Raw genomic sequence first — 21,036 nt, 5'->3', positions numbered from 1 at the left:
TTTTATCTGTTCAGAACGCTGAATGAAGTATGGGAAATCACAGAACGCTGGCTGACGGAATATAACAGCGAGCGGCCTCATGAATCCCTGAATAACCTGACGCCGGAAGAGTACCGCCTGATGGCTGAAAAACCGGAAATCTCAAAAAGTGCGTGGAACTAAAATGGGTCTGCTTACACATCCAAAGGGTGCATGGTTTTGCATGCATTTCCCCGCCCCTGCACTCCCGACCAGCGCCAGTCACGGCGCGACCTGAGCCCACCTTTGCACCTGCATTAAAAGCGGCCCCTTAAGCGGGCAGGCGTGGCGGGGAGAGCATTGCGCGCTAACGACCAAATGCTTTTTTTCTCCATGTGTAGAATTGGCTACGCAATTGACTTTGAATATCATAAATTGCAAGATCGATTAATGAGCACTGATGATGCAAAAGGTTATACTGTGGCACTTAATAAGAAACTATTGCAGATTGAATATTTGAATGAAATTGCAAATGAGATAAAACATAGCCAGTCCAAGGAATTTATAAAAAACAAACTTAGCTATTTACTAGATTTTTACGATTTACTCAATTTCTCATTTAACTATGAAACTCCATACTTCCGCGCAAGAAAAACTATTAATGGAAAACCGTACTTATCCACCAGTGATACTTACTATCCACCCAATAATTTGACAAACGCCGGTAGACTAAATGAGAAAGGCGATTCATTTCTTTATTTAAGCATGTCGCTTGACACCGCACTTTCAGAGATAAATGCAACAGATGGGGATATAGTTCAAGTCTCAGCATATGTAACAAAAAGAAAATCATTAACACTCGGAGTAATTGGTGAGTTTTATAGGTCATCAAGAGGTTCTGCAAGTCTTTTAGATAAGGCTCACTCATTCAAAATATCTAATTTTGTTCGAGAGTTAAGCATCAAAGATAGAGGGTTAGCGCTTTCATTCCTATACACGGATCTTTTTTTTGATGAGATTCTTCGCTCACCAGATGCAGTTAAAAATGAATACATACATTCTAGGACATTATCTAAGTTAATTTTTGAAAAATATCCGTTTCTTGATGGGTTGATTTATCATAGTGTTGCGAGCGCAGCAAACTTTAATTTAGGTCTACCTAATATAAAGGCAGACGCAGCCGTTGCATTAAAAAGCACAATGCTTATGAAAATAAAAAAACGATATCCGTACGGATTATATGACATTGAACCCTATAAAACGCCAATCGAAATAAAGAAAAATGGAGACATATTATGGGGATAAGTATTTTCAATAACTACCAAGAATTAATTAAAGCGTTCGATATAGATTTATTTAGATTTGAATTTCTTCAACTTTTCGAGAGTAGGATCAACTTTTATCTGTGCAATTTTAATTGTAAAGCCCAGATTCTCCAGTGATCTTACAGTGTTTTTCAAAGTTATCTTGGAAAATAATGGAAGTTTATTAGGTATAGCTCTATTGATAGCAATTGCATAAATAACAACGAATTTTTGAGTGTCAGGCCTCTTATTGACATCCGTTAATTTAATTTCATCTGGAAGTAATTTATTCAATTTAGCACGAAAGCCCGAATCGCTAACAAATAGCTCCAAGGAAACATAGGCTTGAGCAAACAAGTGACTTAATGTGCTTGAGCTCCTGTAATATTTAACATGAATGAACTCACTTCCTTTTCGTAACACATCTGCAAATTCAAACTTGCTTCCCCTTCCACCATGATGAATTAGTTTTTTATCCAAAATTAGACAATCATCTAAACTTTCACAAACAAATTTATTATATTGATCTTCGCGCTCATGATTATAGAGGGGCAGCTCAATGTCATATGGAGTGATACTTTTTAATGATCTATCAACAGATGCTACAAAATCGACATTAACTGTATACCAAGTGCCATTCCTAAGAATATAGAGTTCATCATTACTTGTAACTTCTGCATATAAGCAATTATATGCAGACCATGAATCAAAGGTGGTTTCATTCTCTTTAATAATATGTATGTTTGTCCTTTTTAAAGAATCGCAGCTTAAAGTTTTCCCTGTAGATCCAATGTAGTCTTTGAGAACATCAAAAGATAATGTTTGGTGTATCGGTGCTCGCGAGGAAACACGGCCGATGACATATCCAATTTGTACAGACCAATCTACTAATTCAGGTTCGCCTATCCAAAAATCTTCATTTTTATGTTCATCAATCAAATAATCATCAAGCTCAAGCTCAAGCACCTCACATAATGTTTTATCTTTAACCTTGCTAATATTATCAATCCATTCAAATTCTTTAGGAAGTTTGCTTTTAAATTTCTTCAATGCTTCATCTAGAATGCTTCGGATGGAGTTAATACCTAGCGGTGGAACAATCGTCAGAGAATCCTTGCCAGTGACAATTTCGCCAAATATTTCAACATTAGATTTACCTGTTAGAGTCGATAAAATTTCTAATTCGGAATCTATATTAAGCGATGATATATCAACTTCTTTAGCTGATTGGTTTCGCGTGTTTAATGGCGTATCTTGATAGTTGCTTTTATCAAGACTTTTTAACTTATCAGGATCAACTGAATTCAGTGTTACTCTCAATCCAAAATCTCTTTCTATACTATCTTTTTTTACCTTGTGATGGCCGCCACCAAAGGTCATGAGAAAGATATATCCATCCATAGACAAAACTATTACGGCAGTTTCACTCTGACACTTTGAAAAATCTTCATAGCTAACATTACTTTGAGAACTAACAATATAGTTAACCCAATCCGGGTATTTTGCAGGTTTAGGCTGGTGAATGTATATATAAGATTCAGTATCAGGTATATCCAACGGTATCGCCCGCTTCATCCTATCAAGATCAAGGATATGATTATGGTCAATAATCCCTTTCTTAACTAGAAATATAGATAACCTCTGTTTCATTGCCACACCTTCCTTGACGATGGAAACTATCGAGTATAGCATCGAAAAGAAAATGTCAACAAAGAGTTAAATTGCCAATGAAAATATGTGATCCATCTAAAAAAACAATTATAACTTAAGTCGTACTTAAATGATTTAATGAAAGTTATAAAATCATTTAGAAACTCAAATGACATTGACCCTATAACTTTGCAAAATCATATGGGCCTATGTGATTCCCCTGATTCGCATCAAGATAATCCGCCCACCATTGAACCATCAATCGGCGTTCATCCAAATGCTCAGAAGTATGTATGTAAGCCGCACGCACATTATTACGCTCTGAGTGGCTCAACTGTCGTTCTATAGCGTCATCACTCCATAAACCTGACTCACCCATTGCACCACGAGCCATCGTCCTAAACCCATGCCCGCAGACCTCGGTTTTCGTGTCATAACCCATGGCACGCAGCGCACTGTTTACAGTGTTCTCACTCATGACCTTAGTTGCGTCGTGGTCCCCCGGAAAAAGCAGCTCTTTATCACCACTGATTTGTTTAAGTTGTCCTAACAAATTCATCGCTTGCCGACTAAGCGGAACGATGTGCTCCTCTTTCATCTTCATGCCACGGTACGAGTAACGCACGCCTTTAATTTCTTCTCGTTTTGCCGGTACGCGCCAGAGAGATTTATCGAAGTCGAACTCATCCCATCGCGCGAAACGTAACTCACTGGAACGAACAAAAGTTAGTAAGGAAAGCTCGACCGCGATCCGTGTCATTACACGGCCACGATATGCAGCAAGACGGGCAAGAAACTCAGGGAACCGGCTGGAGAGTAAAGCGGGGTAATGTCGCGCTTTGGTTGTCGATAACGCACCAGCCATATCACTGGCTGGATTTGAGTCAATGTAATCGTTCTGTACTGCATAACGCATAATAGCCGTGACACGCTGTTGCAGGCGCTGAGCGACGTCGTGTTTACCACTGGCATCAACTTTTTTAATCGGGGCTAACAGGTGACTGGTTTTGAGCTGGCGAATGTCGGACGAACCGATATGAGGGAAGATATAAAGCTCAAGATAGCGAAGAACGCGCGATCGATGGTCTTCACTCCAGCGCTTATTACTAGCATGCCATTCACGAGCGATAATTTCGAAAGTGTATGCCCCCGAATTCTCGGCCTGAGCTTCTTTCTGTTCGGCTTTTGGATCGATGCCCTGTACTAATAGCTTTTTAGCTTCGTCGCGCTTTGCTCTTGCCTGAGCAAGCGTCACAGTTGGCCAAACACCAAAAGCGAGGCGATCCTCTTTTTTGTCAGAGGGGCGTCGGTATTTCATGCGCCAGTATTTAGAACCTTTGGCCGAAACCTCAAGATACAAACCGCCGCCATCGGCCATTTTGTAGCTTTTGTCTTTTGGCTTTGCGGTCTCTACCTGCCTGGCGTTGAGCTTCATTTTGGGGGCACATTTCTAATCGAAGTTAAGATGCCCCCAATAACATCCGGATTTCAACGGACTATCTCGGACAACTCAGGACGTTAAAATCGCTGCGAGCATTGATTTTAAAGGGATAATTGGACATTCTCGGATGGTCTTGGAAGTACTTATGGTGCGAAGGCCGGACTCGAACATCGCAACTATCCTTATGATCTTAAGAGATTAAACTTAACATAGTAGGTTAGATACCATCATTGATACCATCAGTCCCGATTGGTGATAATCGAACACTATAAAAAATCATGACGAACATTATGAATGTAAGTTAATTTATGTATTTTTAGCAAGAATTTTTTAAAGAACATCAAAATAACTCGTATATTTATTTTTTCATCCGATTGAAAAATAGGATAATTTGTATACAGGTTATAAGGATTCTTGATTTATGGTAATATAAAACAACAAATATATTGCATGGAGAAATGAACTTGGATACATTATTTAAGATTTTTGAAAAATTTAGTTCAAGACCGCTTTATTTTATTTTCTTTGGTTTATCAGTATGTGAATTTTTACAAAAAGAGTCAGCATTAAAAAGTCCTAACATAGAAAACATACTATATCTTTTATCTGCAATGATAATGGTAGTCTTTTTAACAGGGGGATATGAATGGCTCATATTTAAGTTCAATGTCACATTGGAACCTCATGATCAGGGCGATATCGGCCCAACGATTGGAACGGCAACATTAGCAGTTTATTTGGTTTATGCATTTCATTTTTTAAGTGAACAACCAGATGCCTTAAATCTCAAGTTGCTAACTAATTCAGGATTCATTTATAGCACAACTTTATTGTTATTTTCGCTTGAGTCAATGAAACTTAGGAGATTAAAGCAAAGATAATAATTAAGTTTCGGAAGAGTATTAAATATAACTTGGTACTATAAAAAGCCGATATGATTATACTCCTATATCATATCGGCTTTTCATGTTTTAAGGCATCATAGATACATAATCTACACCAATTCTAGAACTGTATTGCGACGCAATAGCTTGGTATCGTTCAGCATAACCACTTCGAAGCTGGGACTTTAATTTCAGTTTAACTGGTACATTTTGTACATTGTCATCCATGCTACTCAAGAATACCGCTGAAAGTATATTTTTCTCTTCCCCCGGAACGGTATGGCCGTGATTTAAAACAACCATATAATCAACCACTGGTAAAGTTTTATCGCCTTCAAATATAGATAAATACTTTCTGGTATTCTTATGAATTACATAAATATACTTGGATTGTTCTGCATTAGGTAATGCTTTATTCTGGTTAGCATTGAAAAGTTCTAACACCTTAATTAAACGATGAGGACTTAATCTTTTATGATGTGGATCATTACCCTGAGTAGGCACAAGATCGCAAGCAGCAGAAACACATAAATACCATTTCTCAGATTCAGTATCGAAGAAAATTGTGCCTGTTGAAATATGTCCTTCTTCAAAATTTTTAGAAGACAGATTCATGTTCAAAGCATGATACATCTCATTAAATGAGCTTGCATTTGCAGGTAAATTCATTTGTTTTGAACAATAATCTAATGATTTCGCTTCTCCACTACTTTTAAAATCAGTTGTATATGTTTCAAAAACATCATTAATGAAGCCTACTAAAGATTTATTTCCCTTCAATCTTTCATAGAGTTCTTCAGATAAATTACTAAAAACAAATTCAATGTTTTTCCTTTTAATTTCATCAGAAGCGGAATTTAATATTTGATTCAACCACCCAGCTTGACCATAACCATCATTAGCTAAATGGTTATTGAAAGAAAGTGCTTCGGCTTCAATAGTATTTTGAATCTCTGACTTGATAATTTGATAGTAAGATGGATTCCATTCAATTAATGATTCATTTAGTGTTTGCCAAATTCTCTCACCATCACTTTCATGATCATCTTTATCCTTATGGAACACACTGATAAATATATTACCACTTTGAATCCATTTAATACCGGCAGTGTCCCCTACAACCATACTTTTTGTCACATAATCTGGAATGACGGCATTTTCAGCGACTGCATATTCAGAAATCATCTTAGCAATGAAATTAATATCATTTTGCTCTGTAAGGCTTCCATCATCTCGGATTGCTTTCTTAATACGCTTACATAGGCAGTCATTTTGGATATATAGTACAGTTTCATCCCTCGTTAATGCCCTTTCTCCTTTGTGGATCAAATCAGGTGAAATAACACTCTGCCAGTATTCAATTAATTCATCATTTTCTGTTTCAAGTATTTTCTCATTACAATTTTCGATCCCTCTTAGAGAAGAAGCAATTTGCATCCAAACAGTTTTGAGCTCCTCTCTCGTATAAATAACAATCATATTCAAATGATCAGAATTTTTTAATTCTTTTAATATTGTAATAGTTTTATCCGGTGCATTGTTATCTAAATGATAATCCATTATGACCAAATCTGACTTACGGATGCGGTCAACATCAAAGTTTACTGAACCGTTGTCAATATCACAGATCATATTCTTGGCTTGAAAATATTCTTCGAGGGTAGCAGCACGCTTTGAGGAATCAACTTTTGCTGGGTCTAATTTTATCTCGCTATTAAGTGCTTTGATAGAGTCAGAATAAGTAATAAAATCGTCATCTATCATTACTACTGAACGAATAGCATTATCACAAAAAGTTTTCTGCACAAGGGAATTATAAGTTGTTATAGCCATGTTATGACTCCACTCCATTGAACTTAATTACGAAATTAGCACCATCTTTAATTAAATAGTCATCTTCAACATTTGGATCAGAATACCAAATCTTGTGGTGTGCTACAGCTAAATTCTCCCTGCATAAATAAAGCCCGACACCATGACCATTAGCTCTTTTGCTATAAAACAATTCAAATAAACGAGGAATGTCATCTGGGTCTATAGCAGGGCCTGTATTTGCAATTATAACTAAAGAATTAACAAAATCTATTTTGATTAGACGATTATCGGACAAACTCACCCAATACATTGCGTTATTTATAATATTAGTAAAAACCGGATATATTCGTGAAGGTATATCATTGATAGATATGTTCTTAAAATCATCACCGAACTCAATGGAAATACGTTGTCTTTCAAAACGATCACCAAAAAACTTCAGGATATAATCCATTATATTTTTTCCAGAAATTTTTTGCCTTGACTGATATCCAGATATTTTCAAAGGTGATAAAAACCTGATTTGTTGTGTTAATGATCTATGTGCATTCAGAGCCAATGTGAAACCAGGGTGTTCCTTCGCGGCTGAAGGCAAAGAATTTAGTCCTCGTGTAACCATCGAGTCCATTTCTTCAAGCTCGTGTGAGAGTATTTCGACGCTGATTCCTAACTGAGCCAAAGCATTTAAACTCTTAGCTTTATCCTCGAAATACTCTCTTTCTTCTTCTGATAGCGAAAAAGCTGAGTCTAAATTTACTCCTTCAAATAACCTTTCTAATCCTTTATTTATAGATTGATATTTGAATGTTAGGGAGTCAATTGTTTCAATATAAATGCTGTCGAGTAAATTTAAAACATTCTCGATCTCAGTATTGTTATTAATTGAGTCAACTATTGATATAGCTTTAGAGTAATATATAGCTCTATCACTTTTAATTTCTTCTCCCCATTTCTTTAAGAGAGCATTTGTTTTTTCATCTATATTATTACTAAACTTGGTTAATCTGGCATTTATGATCCCTTGATTTTTATCAAGATGATTTTTACCTACTAACGAAGGTTCTAACTTATTTAATTCAGAATCCAATTTATTAACTATTAATTTCATCTCTAATATATACGCAGAGAATTCATTGTATTTATCACGATAATTTCTATATCTCTCCTCATATACACCAATTTTAGGTGGCTTAGTTGGAGTTTTTATTTCTGTTCTCAATGATTCTAAATTAGCAAGGTCAGCATCTATTTCTTTTATATAATTATAATCATGCTTGTTTTGATTACTATCTAATTTAGTCTTCAATTTTTTTACAGCTTCAAGCGAAGCATCTAAAACGGGAGTTTGCGTTTTTAGTGCCTCAGAGAAACTCTTTTGTGTCGATTTACGAGCTTGTTGCTGTGCTGATTTTCGTAATTCCTTTTCACGTTTAACTTGCTCAAGAAGTTCTTTACGATCTTCGGAATTTCTACCAAAAAATCTATCCGCTAATGATGTTAATAAATCTGAAACTAATGTTTTCAATTCTCTAGCAGCTTGGTTTCGAATGAAGCCTTCCCTTCCAGATTTATCCTTTAGTTCTTTATTATTTGATTGTGTGATACTGATAAATCCGAAAATTCTTCGGTTAGACCAATAGTACCGCCCAGCATTCCATGAACGTCTTTCCTCGATTTGGAAGAAATCATTATCTACTCGTCCATATGGCAACACTCTTAAATTATCCCGAAACACCATAAGCCCAGCATATTTTTTTGCCTTGAGGTCAAAGTGTATATGCTCTCGCTCGGTGTGCGAGGTATTTTGCGGCAGAAATTCTAATGTCCCAATTTGAATTTCAAATGGTCCGACTCCAGAATCAGAATTAACACTTATGCTGGCAGGAATAACTACTTCGCCCTTATCCTCACCAAAAGCTTTTACGCGACCTCTAAACCAACCTTTCTCATCAACATAGCCTACAACAGTGTGCTCTAAAGCATCAAAATCGCTTTTACTAAATACATCCGATTGCTTTAATATTTGACGATGGTAACCATTGGCCTTAACTGTATATATCTCATAAGAGAATGATAGATCCTCTAAAATATAAGGATTTACAAATGCCCTTAAAGTGTCAACCAAGCTTTGTTCAACATCAGATAACTCTGCATTATCCTTAGCTAAATCCCCTGCATTGGTTAATAATGACAAATCTCGTCCAAGCTCCAATAAAAAGAGAGCGGTACCATGTTTACCACCGTCTATCTTTTCAACTTTGATTAGGATTTCTTCCCAAGGAACGAAGACACTAGGATCAATTTTAAATTGGTCACAAAAATTAATTATTTTATCTTGAGTAGTAATAAAGTCACTTTTTTCATTTACAGCTTTCTCGTCTTCTGAGAATTTTTCCCAAGCTGCTTTTGTGAGAAGATGATTAAAATGACGAACTTCATCTTCATCATCATCTTTGCTGGGAAAGGATACATTCTTCTTAAGTTCAATGAGCAAACCAGATAAAACATCAGAGAGAGAATCTATTTTTTCAAACTCTCTGAATGGAACAGTGACATCGTCAAATGAGAGATACGGGTTTTCGAAAAGCCTCCAATCAATTAGTAAGGCAACATAATTATTATCCATTTTCTTAGTAACAAGAAAAGTTACGGGAGATAGAAAAGCAGCAGATAATCGCCCAATCCCTTTTTCTCCTTGAGTTTTTCGGATACCTAATCCGAACCGCTCATTTTCTTCTAATGTGTTCTTTCTCGTTTTAGATTCGGTGCCAACAACAAGCCAATTATCAATAATTTGTTGCAAGGACATTCCGCAACCGTTATCTATAAGGGCTCCGCAAGGGTAATCGCCATCTATTGTGTATAATGCCACATCTCTTGCATAAGCATCATATGCATTTTTCCAAAGCTCGCTTACAGCAGTTGGACAATCTGCAATCTGCCCCTTACCGAGATGTTCAATTGTCCTTGCTCTCGCTTTAAAGCTAAGAGATCTCATCTGCATTTTTATCATCCCTATGAGAGTTATTGATTATTATTTCAACACAAGATTTCAGAAGAATTTTCCCCAGATTTACAGGAACAGCATTTCCCACCTGTTTCCCTTGGCTAATGATGCCTCCAGAAAAAATGTAATCATCGGGGAATGTTTGAAATCTAGCCGCCTGCCTTACAGTAATTCCATGGTTATCCCACGGATGTAGGAAACGGCCCTTTGAAGGATTAAAACAACCAGTCGTTATTGTTGGGCCAGGTAATGATAGCCTTATCCGACCATAAACATCTTTATGACCAACATAGCCATTCGAATGACAAGGCAATCTAAAATCAACATCTTCCCGACTGCCATTAATTGGTGTCAAACTAAATCTTTCAATCATATAATCAGCATGATTCATATGAATATTATTTGGATCACTTTTATTTTCTTTAAGCGTATTTCTAAATTTTAATTTGTGTGCGACATCTTGCCCTAAAACAGCAGTAATTTTTTCAATAATAGAAGATGTAGGTTTTTCAAAGATTTCAGAAGCATTAACCCAATAAGGTTTTTTATCTTTGAAATGAGTTGGGGAAGGTGGCCAATCACCTTCGCTGATAGAAATATCATCTCTGAGGCCTAAGATAAATACCCGGTTTCTGTTTTGAGGAACTCCATAATCTTTTGCATTCAACTTTAATGGACCCAAGATATTATATCCACTATTAGCGGCAAGCCTTTTAAAGTTGTTTAAATAATCTTTATGTTTTTCCCAAAGCAAACCTGGCACATTTTCAACAAGAAACATCTTAGGCTGAAAAATTTTAACAAAATCATAGTAGCGAATAAGTAATTCGTTTCTTGGATCATTAACACCAGCATTTTTTATTCTATGAGATGAAAAACCTTGGCAAGGTGGCCCACCAATGATTAGATCCAACTCTTTTTCTTTTAGTTGTAAGCTATCCATTAACTCATCAGGTGAAATAGCCATAATATCTTTGTTTAGTAATTTTATGCTATTTTCTCTTTTTTGAATTAAATTTTTTCTGTATGTATCACAAGCATCTTTATCAAGTTCTATTGCAGCTAAAATTTCAATACCCAGATCCAGAGCGGCTAACGAAAAGCCTCCCGCACCTGAAAAAAGATCTATGGCCTTGATTTTATTCAATTTATCCTTCACTCTTATAAGCAATCGTTTTCTTACAACTAATTTTACAGTAAGCGGGCAGTTATCACAATCCAAAGGTAACATCAAGGCAGTTTCTGGTTTTAAGTCACCCTGTATAGCATAAATACTTAAACTGAATAAATTCGGTTCCTCATGCTAACTTTATTTCCTTTATTGAAAAATACCTAAATATTGCCTTTTGAGTTAGCTTTTCATTATTTTTCGTACTAAATAAATTTTTTTTGTTCAGATGACGAATGTATTCAATATAAATTCTCGAAAGCTGGTGTTGTGTTACCATATTATAAAAGGAAATATATTGCATGATAAAAATAGATTTATTTAAATCAAACAGTTTAAGATAATTTATTATCGAAACTAGTAGTGCCTCTTCATTTTTTTGTTTACATAGTTTTTTTATCATTGTTAAAGTAAACACGTCTGATATTAATTCATTGAAATGATATTCATCAACACTAAAATAAATTGGCACTTTTATTAAAGACAAACTTGTTTCATCAAACTCCAAATATAAGTCATGCACTTTAAATTCTTTTTTTATCTTTAATATATCAATTAAAATCTCGTTGTTATTATAAAAATAATTTTTTTTAGTTATGTACGACTCGGAAAGACAAACGCTATCAAGTGAGTTGTAGTATAAGTTGTTGTTTGCATCAATATATATTTTAGGAAACGCAAACAACTTTTTATTTCCGCAGCAAATTTCTTCAAGTTTTAAATTGAAATGATGAAAGTCCATATATTCCCCTCTTTTAATTACTGATAATGCATATTTTTTGTTTGTCAATATCTATGAATGATGTTAATATTTATTTTTTCATATCAGCATTCTTAAATCATAGCCAAGAGAGATCTTAATATGTCAAATCATAGATTTTACATTGTAAAGATTTGCACCCCGGAGTTTTTAGTATATATCCCTGAATTTTTAAAAATTGAACTATCGCATAATAATATTTGCCCTTCTAACTTCATTCCTATTTTTGTAGTTATTGATCGAGCCAATAAAATTGATCCTATTGTTTGTGTTACAGAAGCATATGCATTAAATAAAAAAAAGGAGTTGCAGAAAGCTCACCAAGCTGAAAATCCTTTATTCAAATTTCCTATATTAGAAAAAAAGTTAAAGCTTATTAACGAAGAAGAAGGCTGTCGTTTAAGAATTATACTGTTAGGCGAAGAGTGTGAAGAAGAGTTAGAAGAGTTGCCAGAAGAAAAATCAACCATTACAATTTTCGACATGATATTATATTCGACGTGCTGTTTTTTATTAAAAATTCATAAAGAAATAAATCGCAATAATAGTGTAATATTATATTTAGAAACTAGCATTAACTATCTTAAAGATAAGTTTGACAAAATCGCTTCAGACAAAGATGAAATTTCAAACTCACTCAACCCTTTGGATAAAATATCAAATAGTAATAAACCAAACATATAATAAACACTACACCTCCTAAGCAAGGGCTAACTCATCGAAGCTCCGCTTCTCTGAGTTCCCTTGTTTTTCGCCCTTCGGTTGAAAAAGAAAGTCAAAGTCGAACCTACCTCATTGACATGAATTGCATTTCCACTATAAATATATAATGTGTTGCAAAGGAATTGCTCACTTTAAAGCGAATACACATATGAAAAGGAGTTTATATGAGTAAAATAATAACATTGTCGTATACAAATAAATTTAAGCCAATTAGCGATAATAAATCTCAATCATTGCGAATACACTGTGTCAGTGTACGATTAAATAAAGAAGAGTTAGAGCTTCTTAATGCAAGCCGTGGTGATAAACGCAAAGGTGAATGGCTTCGCATGGCATCACTTCAAAAGCTTCCTCCTGCCATTCCTGCAATCAACTTAGAAGTTTGGCAATCATTGTCAGATATATCTCAAAAGCTAAATCGTCTAATAATCCACCTTGATACTAAAAGCAGTAATAGTGAATTGACGAAAACAGAGATCTTCGCTGTTAAAAAGCAGATTAAAGAGCTTCGCTCATGTCTTACAGCTTCTGATCCGTCCGTAAGGTAGTTTTTTCGCATGAAAGGAATGCAGAAGATCAAAAGGGGAAAAAGCTTCTCTGGTGTGGTTCTCTATGTGTTAAAGCCAGGTTCACATCATAAAAGTGATCCAATCGTAATTGGCGGGAACATGTTAGGTGATTCAGTCCTTGAACTGATCGCTGAATTTGATGGCACTAAAAAGCTTCGTCCAGATGTTCAGAAACCGGTATGGCATAACTCCCTACGCTTACCAGCAGGTGAATCACTAACGGCTGAACAGTGGTCCAGCATCGCAGATGACTACATGAAGAGGATGGGGTTTAATGATACTCACCTTCGTTGTTATGTGCTTCATGAAGACGATGGCCAGCACATACACATTATCGCAAGTCGCATAGATCTCAATGGTGGGAAGCTCTACTTGGGTAGGAACGAAAACCTCATCAGCACACAGATCATCAGTAAACTCGAAGTCGCTCATGGCCTGACAGTGACCAAAACTGCATCTCCCCCCTCGCAAGCACAACCGAAGCGGAAGAGAGTATCCCGTAATGAGAAAATGCTATCGGAACGAACCGGGGTGCTTTCACCAAGAGAAGCTCTGCAGCAGATACTTGATAAAAGTTTTGCAGATACACCTGACCTTTTAACTTTTATCAAGAGACTTGAAGAAGCAGAAGTCGGCTGGACGGCGAATGTCGCTTCTACCGGGAAAATGAACGGGTTCTCATTCTCTTACCACGATATAGCTTTCAAAGCTTCGCAGTTAGGCAAGGGTTACTCTTGGGCAAATCTTAGTAACCGTCTTAACTATAACCCCGGCCACTTAGAAGCTCTTCGAACGGGCATACAGATCAAGGAAGCTCTTCCTGCTCATATACCAATGTCTGTCCCTGTCCCTGTCCCTGTCCCTGTCCCTGTCCCTGTCGAACAGATTGCCAGAGCGAATGTGCGAAGCGAAAGCATAGGCGACAAAATTGCTGAAATCGAACTGCGACTCAGCAAAGACAGACGAAACGAGATCGTTGAAAAAATTCTTCAAAAGAATGCAGTACAACAGCAAAAGCATCTTCTTTTTCTTAGGTGGCTTGCTTCTCTAAAGCAGTTCATCGAGCTTCTCCGAAGCTATGGTAAGTCCATTCTTCACAAAACCCACACACACTTCTCAAAAATTCATGTAATGCAACCTTTAAACAAGGCGAGAAAAATTCGTTTATAGACAATCAATTACAAATCCCTTTCGTAAACGCATTCTATTCACTAGTAATATATTTGTGTTTAGTCAAGAACATTTTGATCGTTAATACAGATCGATAAACCAGTTATGATAGGAATCATCTATCATGAAGCAATCATCGATCGGTACAAGCAATTTTACTAAAGCGAGTCGGTCATCGAGAATCTCTGTAAACGCACCATTTAATCTGCAACCTTGGGGTTGATATGAAAAACGAAACAATAAAGTGCCCGTTCTGCTTCAAAGAGAGCCAGTTTGGTGTCCGTGTTTGTACCGGCTGTCATTCAACCATCAAATATGGCGAAGTTTCACCCTGGTTATCGTTGTTCATAGGATTTATTTTATTAGCAATTGCCTACATCATACTTTATATAAGTCAAAGTTTTTTAGTAGCTATCATTATTTTGTTGGTATTAATGATTTCGACAAGATTGTATATTCGAAAAAAATTTGCACATAGAGCAATTTTCACGCACCAACATTAATAAAGGGATTTAAAATGAAAACATATGCTATCATAACAATCATTCTTTCAACTTTTTTATTAACAGCCTGTAATTCTGAACCTTCCGATAAAGACATCTATAATGTATTCAAAAATGTTGTAGATAGATCAAATGCAAGTATGAAAGCTTTTGATTCAAGAGTTTCTGAAAATGATCTTTTAAGAATCGATTATGTGAAAAAAGTTAGCTGTTCAAAAGAAGCTAATAATGTTTACAACTGTATAGTAGATGCTTCTATTAGCAACAATAAACAGACAAAGCCTGTTAAGCTTGTGAAAGCTGATGGTGTCTGGAAAGAAGTTCAGTAGTAGTTTATATCGAGAAGTCTCTTTTAGCCCCTGCATAGGGGCTTTTTATTGTCTATAATCTGACGGTTCTCACGCGAACTTCATGGATTAACTCTTTTTCAATTACTTTCATTTCATATTGTGCTCTGACCGTAGCATAGATTTGTTCTGCTTTTTCCTGATTGTTATCTATGAAATTAACAAGCGAGTTTAGCTCTCTTAGAACCCCTTCTTTGTTATTTAATCGGTGTAGTAGATTGCTTGTCAGACTTTTGTATACCGAGCTAAACATAGCCATTATGTTATCAATATTACGATTAGATCTAGAATAAATATTTTTAGGGTAAAAATATTTTAGATGGTATCCCACAAAAATTAAATAAATCTGGTATGAGAAACTTTTATCTCCGGGTTGGTGTTTTTTTGATATATACTTATCGACGATAATGATAAGTTGCTCTTCCAGAGTAGACTCTGGATAAATAATATTCTTGTCCATAAAATGCATCCTTGCATTAGTAAAATAGTCTTCCTGACCATATATTTATATTTATCGCATTTATTTAACTTGTCAATAGGTGTAACCTATCAAATTATTATTTTCTTGCTCTCTGTGGCAGTTCTTCTTCAAGAATAGAAGCCAATATATTATGCCTGTAAGCATTTTCGTGCATTCTTTGAATCATCAGCAGTAAATTATTATTTTCATATTTTAGTGCCGAATTATCATTTTCTAGTCGTTCTATTCTTTTCGCTGCAAGGCTCAGACTGCCAGGTAACTTCGTATTTTGACGTTTAACCATACCAGATCTTTTTCTGGTCCTATACGCAACGACAATCTCACTATGCTGACTTAATGCTTGCCGTGTAGGTACTTTACCTAAAATTTTTTTGCAAGCCACGCATAAAGAATCCCAGGTAAAATCAGGCTTACTCCAGGTTTCAATAAGTTTAACAATAGCTTTTATTTCTTTATCATAAAACTTTCTTGCCATATAATCCCCTCACATTAATATATATTCAATTTCCAATCTTAAATCTTTAATTTTTTCCAAAATATATTTTATTTTTCTTGGATCTGAATTTTGGATTTTTAATTCTAGTTTTTCAAATTTATCTTTAATCAAATTCATAATAATCGATTGTTCATTAAATGAAGATTCTGAAATTTTTGTTTCTTCGTAGGTGTTTCTGTTCAATAGTTTCCTTGATAGTTCTGATAACTCGTCGTGAGACATATGATCATATACTGCATTCTGCTTAACACTCCTTCTCCCAGACCATTGGGCAATTTGTATCTCTGACAATACGCTTCGTTGAGCTATAGTATTAAGTAAATGTCTAATTTGATGGCTGCGGAAAATTAAAACAGGACCATCACAGTTAAAATGTATATTCCTATGAAATATGTTATTCATATTATCGGTGCGAAAATCCGCTCTAAAATATTTTGAAGATGCCTTAATTGTTGTGAAAATATCAGCACCCTTGATAGAGTCCAATAAATTATGATTTATGGAGCATAAATTAGCATTAATATTTTCAGAATTAACATTCTTTCGCTTTATATAAATCCAAAATGCTTTTACACTGACTGTGCCATGTTTTATCTTAGACAAGAATTTTAGATTTTCTTGGGAGATATTTAATTGATTTATAACAAAGCCAAGTTTGTGGAGATCTTCAATTGTTAAACAATCAAATGCACTTCTGTTTAATGACTCGTATAAATTAATTTCCCCTGCTTTTATCAACCGTGAAACAACCCTTGCATTCCTTGTAAGTTTTTTCAATCGCATGATAGCCTTTGAAGCTACAGGAACCATACAGTCTGGAATCCATTTGGTATTGTATCCAAAGCCCTTCAGAGAAAGAAATCGCAAACCATATCTTGATATGCCATTACTATCTTCAACTATAACTTCACAGTCCTCTTCCAAAAGCATAATTTCACTAATTCGAGATGGAGCACATAAGAGCAATGCAAAAATAGAAGATGTAAATATGTCCCTTTCATTAACTGGATTAGAACTAAATATTTTACCAATAAAATCTATAGCCTTTTCATCAGGAAGTTTTTTCTGATCGGATAAATTTCCCATCGAATCTATTGTGCTATTTGTGTAAGCATCATATGCCTTAAATGGATATGACCATCGTGTAATGGATTCTGGCAACATTTCGTTCTTAGACATAAAAGAACATAACACCCTAAGATCTAAATATATTTTATAAGAAGTGGATATTGCAAAATTTTCTTGAACAATAGTCATAACTTCATCTAATACTTTATGATCTATACTTGAAACCTTAACTTCTTTATTTGTTTTAACTATGGCAATTTCTAATATCCTAAATAATCTCAGCACTCTGAAAGCTACAGATAAATCATGAAAGCACTCATGCCATACATATGCTTTTGCGAATTCTGCAATGTTATAATTCATTAATTTCTTATTCTTGTTCCCCATTCTAACCTTGATTCCGCTAAAAAATGTAATTCCGCCTCCCCAACTTGAATTATCCCACTCAAAATTTCCAAAATTTTTCGCATGAGCCTTATTAGCGATAATGAAGTTATTAATCATTTTATCATGGATTTCTTTCATCACTTTATCCTTCTTTTAAATGCTATTGATCATATCGTCGATAGAATTAGTTACTAAGGATATTGCGGTATTATCAAAAGAGTTAGTTTTATATCCACCGCAGTATTCTTCTATCAAATGCTTCAAAGAATCTAACTCTTTCTGAAGCTCTTTTCCCTCAATAAATTTGTTAGCCAGTGGCTTCATTAGTTCATTTACAGCTTCATTAATTCTCTTGCCATTTTCCGCTGTATTTTCTATATAACTCATAACAGAATTGATTGAAGAATGGTCCAAAACATTTGCTATCAGTGAAGGACTATAACCCAATTGTGCAACCTTAGTGCCTAATGAATATCTAAATCTGCGCGAATTTATACACCCCAGATAGGCTTGATATTCATTTATTGAACGATTTATAGTGTTCCTTATTTTTAGTGTTATGGCATAGGGGTTAAGTTTTAATCCACCACTTTCAATCATGTTTAGCTCAACACATCCTTTTTTGAATGGATATGTGTTTATAAAAATTGGTAGTTTTCTCTTTTGTTTTTCACTTAAATCGATTTTTAATGTGTCACTGACCAGCGAATTCACAGCTTCAACGAGATATGTCAATTGGCTAAAAAGCTCTTCTGGAATTTGTAATTTTCTAAACTCTTTTCTATATCCATTTCGTTGTTTAATTCTTGGGATATTGAGAAAGTACTCTCCATTAAAAGCCAAGAGATCACCAGCTTCAAGTTGAGATATTTGCATAGGTCGCCGCCCGGAATATGCAACAAGGAAGGTTAGCAGATAGTTTGACAGACTTACCTTTTCTTCCTTATAAGCTATCGCTACAGAATCTATAATTACCTTTAATTGCGAGTCACTAAAGGGACCTTTTTTATAATCATGTGTCTTTATAGACTTTTTTGCATTTGTTTTTTTAACTTTAATATTTTCTAAAAATATGATTGCTTCTGCCGAAAACAAAGATGGGTAAAGACCACTCATCTTCATAAAAAAATATTTAACTGTCTCTGCATGTGTGTAATCTAATGAGCTCACAACTTTATAGTAATACTTTATGCAATCTTTAGAAAACAAGCTATCATTCGTATTACAGGCCTTAATGTAATGCTTTACTGCATAAAACATTTTCTTAGTATAACTGGCACTATAATTTATAGCGAAATATGCCAAAGTGGTTTTGATAGGTATATATGCACTGATGACCACTCTTAAAGAATCAATGTTCAATGTTATACTTTCACTTATCTTCCACTTGAAATAAGAAAAGTTCACTTTGAAATTACCATCCTTGGTTTCAAAAACCGAATATTGACTTTCTTGTAGCTTTCTTAGAGTTTGAAACATTGGATTTGTCCTCTACTATGTTTTTGAGTGGATTAATAACAGCCATTATTTTTCGGCTTTCTTGTGCTATAAATGCTTGGTTATAGATATCTGAGGTTGTACTATTCTTTTTCCATCCCATAAGATAATTTCTTACTTTCTCATAAGTAATATATTCCTGAGAGTTCGAATTCATGAGCATCATTTCTGAGAATTTCACATTCCAAGTATGTCTTAGCGAATGCCCCACAATATCGCTCAATACATTACTATTTTTCCTAATTTGTTCGAAAATTTTCTGATAACCTGAAATAGTTAATGCATGACCTAATTGACCTTTACTGCTATGAGTAACAAGCAGATAGTCATGCTCCCCTGCATGACACTGCTTACCTCTGAAATCACTAATATAATTCTGTATTAACTCAGTCAATTCTATACTCAATGGTATTTTTCTTTCTAAAGTTTTAACCAATGGTTGCCTTAATCGTGGTTCGTTTTGATCATCTGGCCTTCTTACTATGCATAGACTTTTGTGGACATAGTCAAAATCAACCAACTTAATATTAAGTAGTTCCCCTCCCCTAATACCTGTCTCTAACAAAATTTTAATTATTAGATTATTTCGAAACCTTACATGCTCCGAAAATGGATTAATCTTAGATTTAACACTTACCATATCAGTCAAAGTTGTAACTTGCTCATTTGTCAATGATTTGCTTTCGCTTTCAATATTGTAATTCTTTCCGTTCTCTATTCTTGGCTTTATAAAATCAAATGCTCGACTGATTGCTTCATAACGAGAAAAATCAATATTATTGATAGCAATGTTATCAAAAAACCATTTGACGTAATTTTCAATTGTCATTATCTTGAAATAAAGGGTTCTTTTAGAGACATGTTGTTCTTTAAGAATGCTTGTAACATTCTCTAAGTCGTTTCTGTAAGAAAGGGCATTCATTAACCCGAATAAATATCCTTTGTTCGAGACAAGTTTTTCGATATCAGGATTTACCATATCAAAAACACCCACATTCATGTAAGCATTATATCTTTCAAATAAAAGCAAAGCATTTGCTATTGCTTCCATTGTTGAAAATGAATAGCTATTTGTTCGTGAAATAACACTCATATATAAGTTAGAATAAACCAAGGGTAATCCGTTGTTCTCATTAATAATAATGCAACTTCTGATACCATCCTTATTCTTCAATCTTTTTATTTTATATTTCAAAGTCATATCGCCTCTATTTACATTTAATCGTCAGTGAAAATAAATAAAGCATATAACATAAGCAATTTACAAATATATTTTCCTGAATTTAACATTATTCCCTTTTACAATGACGCATACCGGCCGAAAATTTATAATATCCCTCTAGAGGGATATTATAATCCTTTCTTTTCACTTGAAATAGTTAACCCATTATTTTAAAAGGAATTAAAGGTGTTTTGTAAATCAAAAAGTAAATAGCACTATCATTTCAACAATGCAATTTACAAAATAGCATTAAATATAGATTCATTCAAAGAATGGTTTTCAACCCAATCTGGTATTGAATTATTCGCTTTGAAAGATTTCTCATTTCAACGGGACATTTAATTAGCGAGAACCATGTCTCGTAAACATAAAACTGCTCGAAAATATCAAGCTCAGAGATCGCGTCTAAAGGCTGCCTCAAATTTCCGACAAGATATTGACTGAGCCAGTATATGATTTCTTTATTAAACTCGTTATTGGGTAAATCATAAATCGCTCCGGGTTCGAAAATTTTAAAGAAAAGATCTTGGCCCAGATTGCACATATGGTTTTCTTCGCTTACAAATTCTTCGATATTCATAAAATC

The 21,036-nt window shown here is 34.8% G+C and carries 19 protein-coding genes; 7 read left to right on the top strand and 12 right to left on the bottom strand.

What is annotated here, in order from left to right:
* The coding region (locus AC07U6_RS14185) for an integrase core domain-containing protein (RefSeq protein WP_494764811.1) at window positions 1–162 on the top strand (162 nt) is incomplete at its 5' end.
* Window positions 163–408: 246 nt separating this feature from the next.
* Window positions 409–1,263, top strand: a complete 855-nt coding sequence (locus AC07U6_RS14180) for an RES domain-containing protein (protein ID WP_494761429.1) — start codon at window positions 409–411, stop codon at window positions 1,261–1,263.
* A gap of 47 nt (window positions 1,264–1,310) precedes the next feature.
* Here the strand turns inward: AC07U6_RS14180 and AC07U6_RS14175 are convergent, their stop codons facing one another.
* Both AC07U6_RS14175 and AC07U6_RS14170 read right to left on the bottom strand, forming a co-directional pair.
* Window positions 1,311–2,912: a TIGR04141 family sporadically distributed protein gene (locus tag AC07U6_RS14175; RefSeq protein WP_494764427.1), complete on the bottom strand. Its 1,602-nt coding sequence runs from the start codon at window positions 2,910–2,912 to the stop codon at window positions 1,311–1,313.
* Window positions 2,913–3,093: 181 nt separating this feature from the next.
* Window positions 3,094–4,347: a tyrosine-type recombinase/integrase gene (locus AC07U6_RS14170; RefSeq protein ID WP_494761428.1), complete on the bottom strand. Its 1,254-nt coding sequence runs from the start codon at window positions 4,345–4,347 to the stop codon at window positions 3,094–3,096.
* A gap of 470 nt (window positions 4,348–4,817) precedes the next feature.
* Between AC07U6_RS14170 and AC07U6_RS14165 the strand changes: the two genes are divergently transcribed.
* Entirely contained in the window at window positions 4,818–5,234 is a 417-nt protein-coding gene (locus AC07U6_RS14165) for a hypothetical protein (protein ID WP_024149141.1), read from the top strand.
* A gap of 90 nt (window positions 5,235–5,324) precedes the next feature.
* On the opposite strand, the gene AC07U6_RS14160 is transcribed toward AC07U6_RS14165, so the two are convergent.
* The 4 genes from AC07U6_RS14160 to AC07U6_RS14145 form a co-directional block, all read right to left on the bottom strand.
* Window positions 5,325–7,070 carry a response regulator receiver domain gene (locus tag AC07U6_RS14160; RefSeq protein ID WP_103778229.1) on the bottom strand — a complete coding sequence of 582 codons (1,746 nt, stop codon included), beginning with the start codon at window positions 7,068–7,070 and terminating at the stop codon, window positions 5,325–5,327.
* 1 nt (window position 7,071) lies between these two features.
* Window positions 7,072–10,056: an ATP-binding protein gene (locus AC07U6_RS14155; RefSeq protein ID WP_494761427.1), complete on the bottom strand. Its 2,985-nt coding sequence runs from the start codon at window positions 10,054–10,056 to the stop codon at window positions 7,072–7,074.
* A complete protein-coding gene (locus AC07U6_RS14150; RefSeq protein ID WP_103778231.1) occupies window positions 10,037–11,290 on the bottom strand; it encodes a DNA cytosine methyltransferase in 1,254 nt (417 codons plus the stop codon). The genes AC07U6_RS14155 and AC07U6_RS14150 overlap by 20 nt, the downstream gene beginning before the upstream one ends.
* A gap of 67 nt (window positions 11,291–11,357) precedes the next feature.
* Window positions 11,358–11,969, bottom strand: coding sequence for a hypothetical protein (locus AC07U6_RS14145; protein WP_103778232.1), 612 nt, complete (start codon window positions 11,967–11,969; stop codon window positions 11,358–11,360).
* Between the two features lie 120 nt (window positions 11,970–12,089).
* Between AC07U6_RS14145 and AC07U6_RS14140 the strand changes: the two genes are divergently transcribed.
* From AC07U6_RS14140 to AC07U6_RS14125, 4 genes are all read left to right on the top strand, one after another.
* Window positions 12,090–12,671, top strand: a complete 582-nt coding sequence (locus tag AC07U6_RS14140) for a hypothetical protein (protein WP_103778233.1) — start codon at window positions 12,090–12,092, stop codon at window positions 12,669–12,671.
* Window positions 12,672–12,874: 203 nt separating this feature from the next.
* On the top strand, window positions 12,875–13,258 hold the full coding sequence (locus AC07U6_RS14135) for a hypothetical protein (protein WP_103778234.1): 384 nt from the start codon (window positions 12,875–12,877) through the stop codon (window positions 13,256–13,258).
* Between the two features lie 9 nt (window positions 13,259–13,267).
* The gene (locus AC07U6_RS14130; RefSeq protein WP_494761426.1) at window positions 13,268–14,449 is read left to right on the top strand and encodes a relaxase/mobilization nuclease domain-containing protein; all 1,182 of its coding nucleotides are present in this window, start codon (window positions 13,268–13,270) and stop codon (window positions 14,447–14,449) included.
* Window positions 14,450–14,966: 517 nt separating this feature from the next.
* Complete coding sequence (locus AC07U6_RS14125) at window positions 14,967–15,281, top strand: cell wall-binding protein (protein WP_071819610.1); 315 nt, start codon at window positions 14,967–14,969, stop codon at window positions 15,279–15,281.
* Window positions 15,282–15,333: 52 nt separating this feature from the next.
* Here the strand turns inward: AC07U6_RS14125 and AC07U6_RS14120 are convergent, their stop codons facing one another.
* From AC07U6_RS14120 to AC07U6_RS14095, 6 genes are all read right to left on the bottom strand, one after another.
* Window positions 15,334–15,759: a membrane protein gene (locus tag AC07U6_RS14120; protein ID WP_041692666.1), complete on the bottom strand. Its 426-nt coding sequence runs from the start codon at window positions 15,757–15,759 to the stop codon at window positions 15,334–15,336.
* A 97-nt stretch (window positions 15,760–15,856) separates the two neighbouring features.
* Window positions 15,857–16,255 carry a hypothetical protein gene (locus AC07U6_RS14115; protein ID WP_071819611.1) on the bottom strand — a complete coding sequence of 133 codons (399 nt, stop codon included), beginning with the start codon at window positions 16,253–16,255 and terminating at the stop codon, window positions 15,857–15,859.
* A gap of 9 nt (window positions 16,256–16,264) precedes the next feature.
* A complete protein-coding gene (locus AC07U6_RS14110; protein ID WP_233479230.1) occupies window positions 16,265–17,869 on the bottom strand; it encodes a hypothetical protein in 1,605 nt (534 codons plus the stop codon).
* 15 nt (window positions 17,870–17,884) lie between these two features.
* Window positions 17,885–19,210, bottom strand: a complete 1,326-nt coding sequence (locus AC07U6_RS14105; protein ID WP_494761425.1) for a tyrosine-type recombinase/integrase — start codon at window positions 19,208–19,210, stop codon at window positions 17,885–17,887.
* Window positions 19,161–20,429: a tyrosine-type recombinase/integrase gene (locus AC07U6_RS14100; protein ID WP_015683495.1), complete on the bottom strand. Its 1,269-nt coding sequence runs from the start codon at window positions 20,427–20,429 to the stop codon at window positions 19,161–19,163. Before AC07U6_RS14100 ends, AC07U6_RS14105 begins: the two co-directional genes overlap by 50 nt.
* A gap of 286 nt (window positions 20,430–20,715) precedes the next feature.
* Complete coding sequence (locus tag AC07U6_RS14095; RefSeq protein WP_041692667.1) at window positions 20,716–21,030, bottom strand: hypothetical protein; 315 nt, start codon at window positions 21,028–21,030, stop codon at window positions 20,716–20,718.
* Window positions 21,031–21,036: the final 6 nt, after the last annotated feature.

This window comes from Erwinia sp. GW821-FHT03D09 (assembly GCF_059420805.1).
The sequence above is the reverse complement of the archived record's forward strand: the minus strand, read 5'-3'. Positions and strand labels throughout refer to the sequence as shown.

Bases quoted from the DNA above. Each gene is read 5' to 3' on its own strand.
- AC07U6_RS14160 (WP_103778229.1), bottom strand. From the start codon at position 7,070: ATGGCTATAACAACTTATAATTCCCTTGTGCAGAAAACTTTTTGTGAT.
- AC07U6_RS14115 (WP_071819611.1), bottom strand. From the start codon at position 16,255: ATGGCAAGAAAGTTTTATGATAAAGAAATAAAAGCTATTGTTAAACTT.
- AC07U6_RS14145 (WP_103778232.1), bottom strand. From the start codon at position 11,969: ATGGACTTTCATCATTTCAATTTAAAACTTGAAGAAATTTGCTGCGGA.
- AC07U6_RS14125 (WP_071819610.1), top strand. From the start codon at position 14,967: ATGAAAACATATGCTATCATAACAATCATTCTTTCAACTTTTTTATTA.
- AC07U6_RS14170 (WP_494761428.1), bottom strand. From the start codon at position 4,347: ATGAAGCTCAACGCCAGGCAGGTAGAGACCGCAAAGCCAAAAGACAAA.
- AC07U6_RS14155 (WP_494761427.1), bottom strand. From the start codon at position 10,056: ATGCAGATGAGATCTCTTAGCTTTAAAGCGAGAGCAAGGACAATTGAA.
- AC07U6_RS14135 (WP_103778234.1), top strand. From the start codon at position 12,875: ATGAGTAAAATAATAACATTGTCGTATACAAATAAATTTAAGCCAATT.
- AC07U6_RS14120 (WP_041692666.1), bottom strand. From the start codon at position 15,759: ATGGACAAGAATATTATTTATCCAGAGTCTACTCTGGAAGAGCAACTT.
- AC07U6_RS14105 (WP_494761425.1), bottom strand. From the start codon at position 19,210: ATGTTTCAAACTCTAAGAAAGCTACAAGAAAGTCAATATTCGGTTTTT.
- AC07U6_RS14140 (WP_103778233.1), top strand. From the start codon at position 12,090: ATGTCAAATCATAGATTTTACATTGTAAAGATTTGCACCCCGGAGTTT.
- AC07U6_RS14095 (WP_041692667.1), bottom strand. From the start codon at position 21,030: ATGAATATCGAAGAATTTGTAAGCGAAGAAAACCATATGTGCAATCTG.
- AC07U6_RS14180 (WP_494761429.1), top strand. From the start codon at position 409: ATGAGCACTGATGATGCAAAAGGTTATACTGTGGCACTTAATAAGAAA.
- AC07U6_RS14110 (WP_233479230.1), bottom strand. From the start codon at position 17,869: ATGAAAGAAATCCATGATAAAATGATTAATAACTTCATTATCGCTAAT.
- AC07U6_RS14100 (WP_015683495.1), bottom strand. From the start codon at position 20,429: ATGACTTTGAAATATAAAATAAAAAGATTGAAGAATAAGGATGGTATC.
- AC07U6_RS14175 (WP_494764427.1), bottom strand. From the start codon at position 2,912: ATGAAACAGAGGTTATCTATATTTCTAGTTAAGAAAGGGATTATTGAC.
- AC07U6_RS14150 (WP_103778231.1), bottom strand. From the start codon at position 11,290: ATGTTACCTTTGGATTGTGATAACTGCCCGCTTACTGTAAAATTAGTT.
- AC07U6_RS14130 (WP_494761426.1), top strand. From the start codon at position 13,268: ATGAAAGGAATGCAGAAGATCAAAAGGGGAAAAAGCTTCTCTGGTGTG.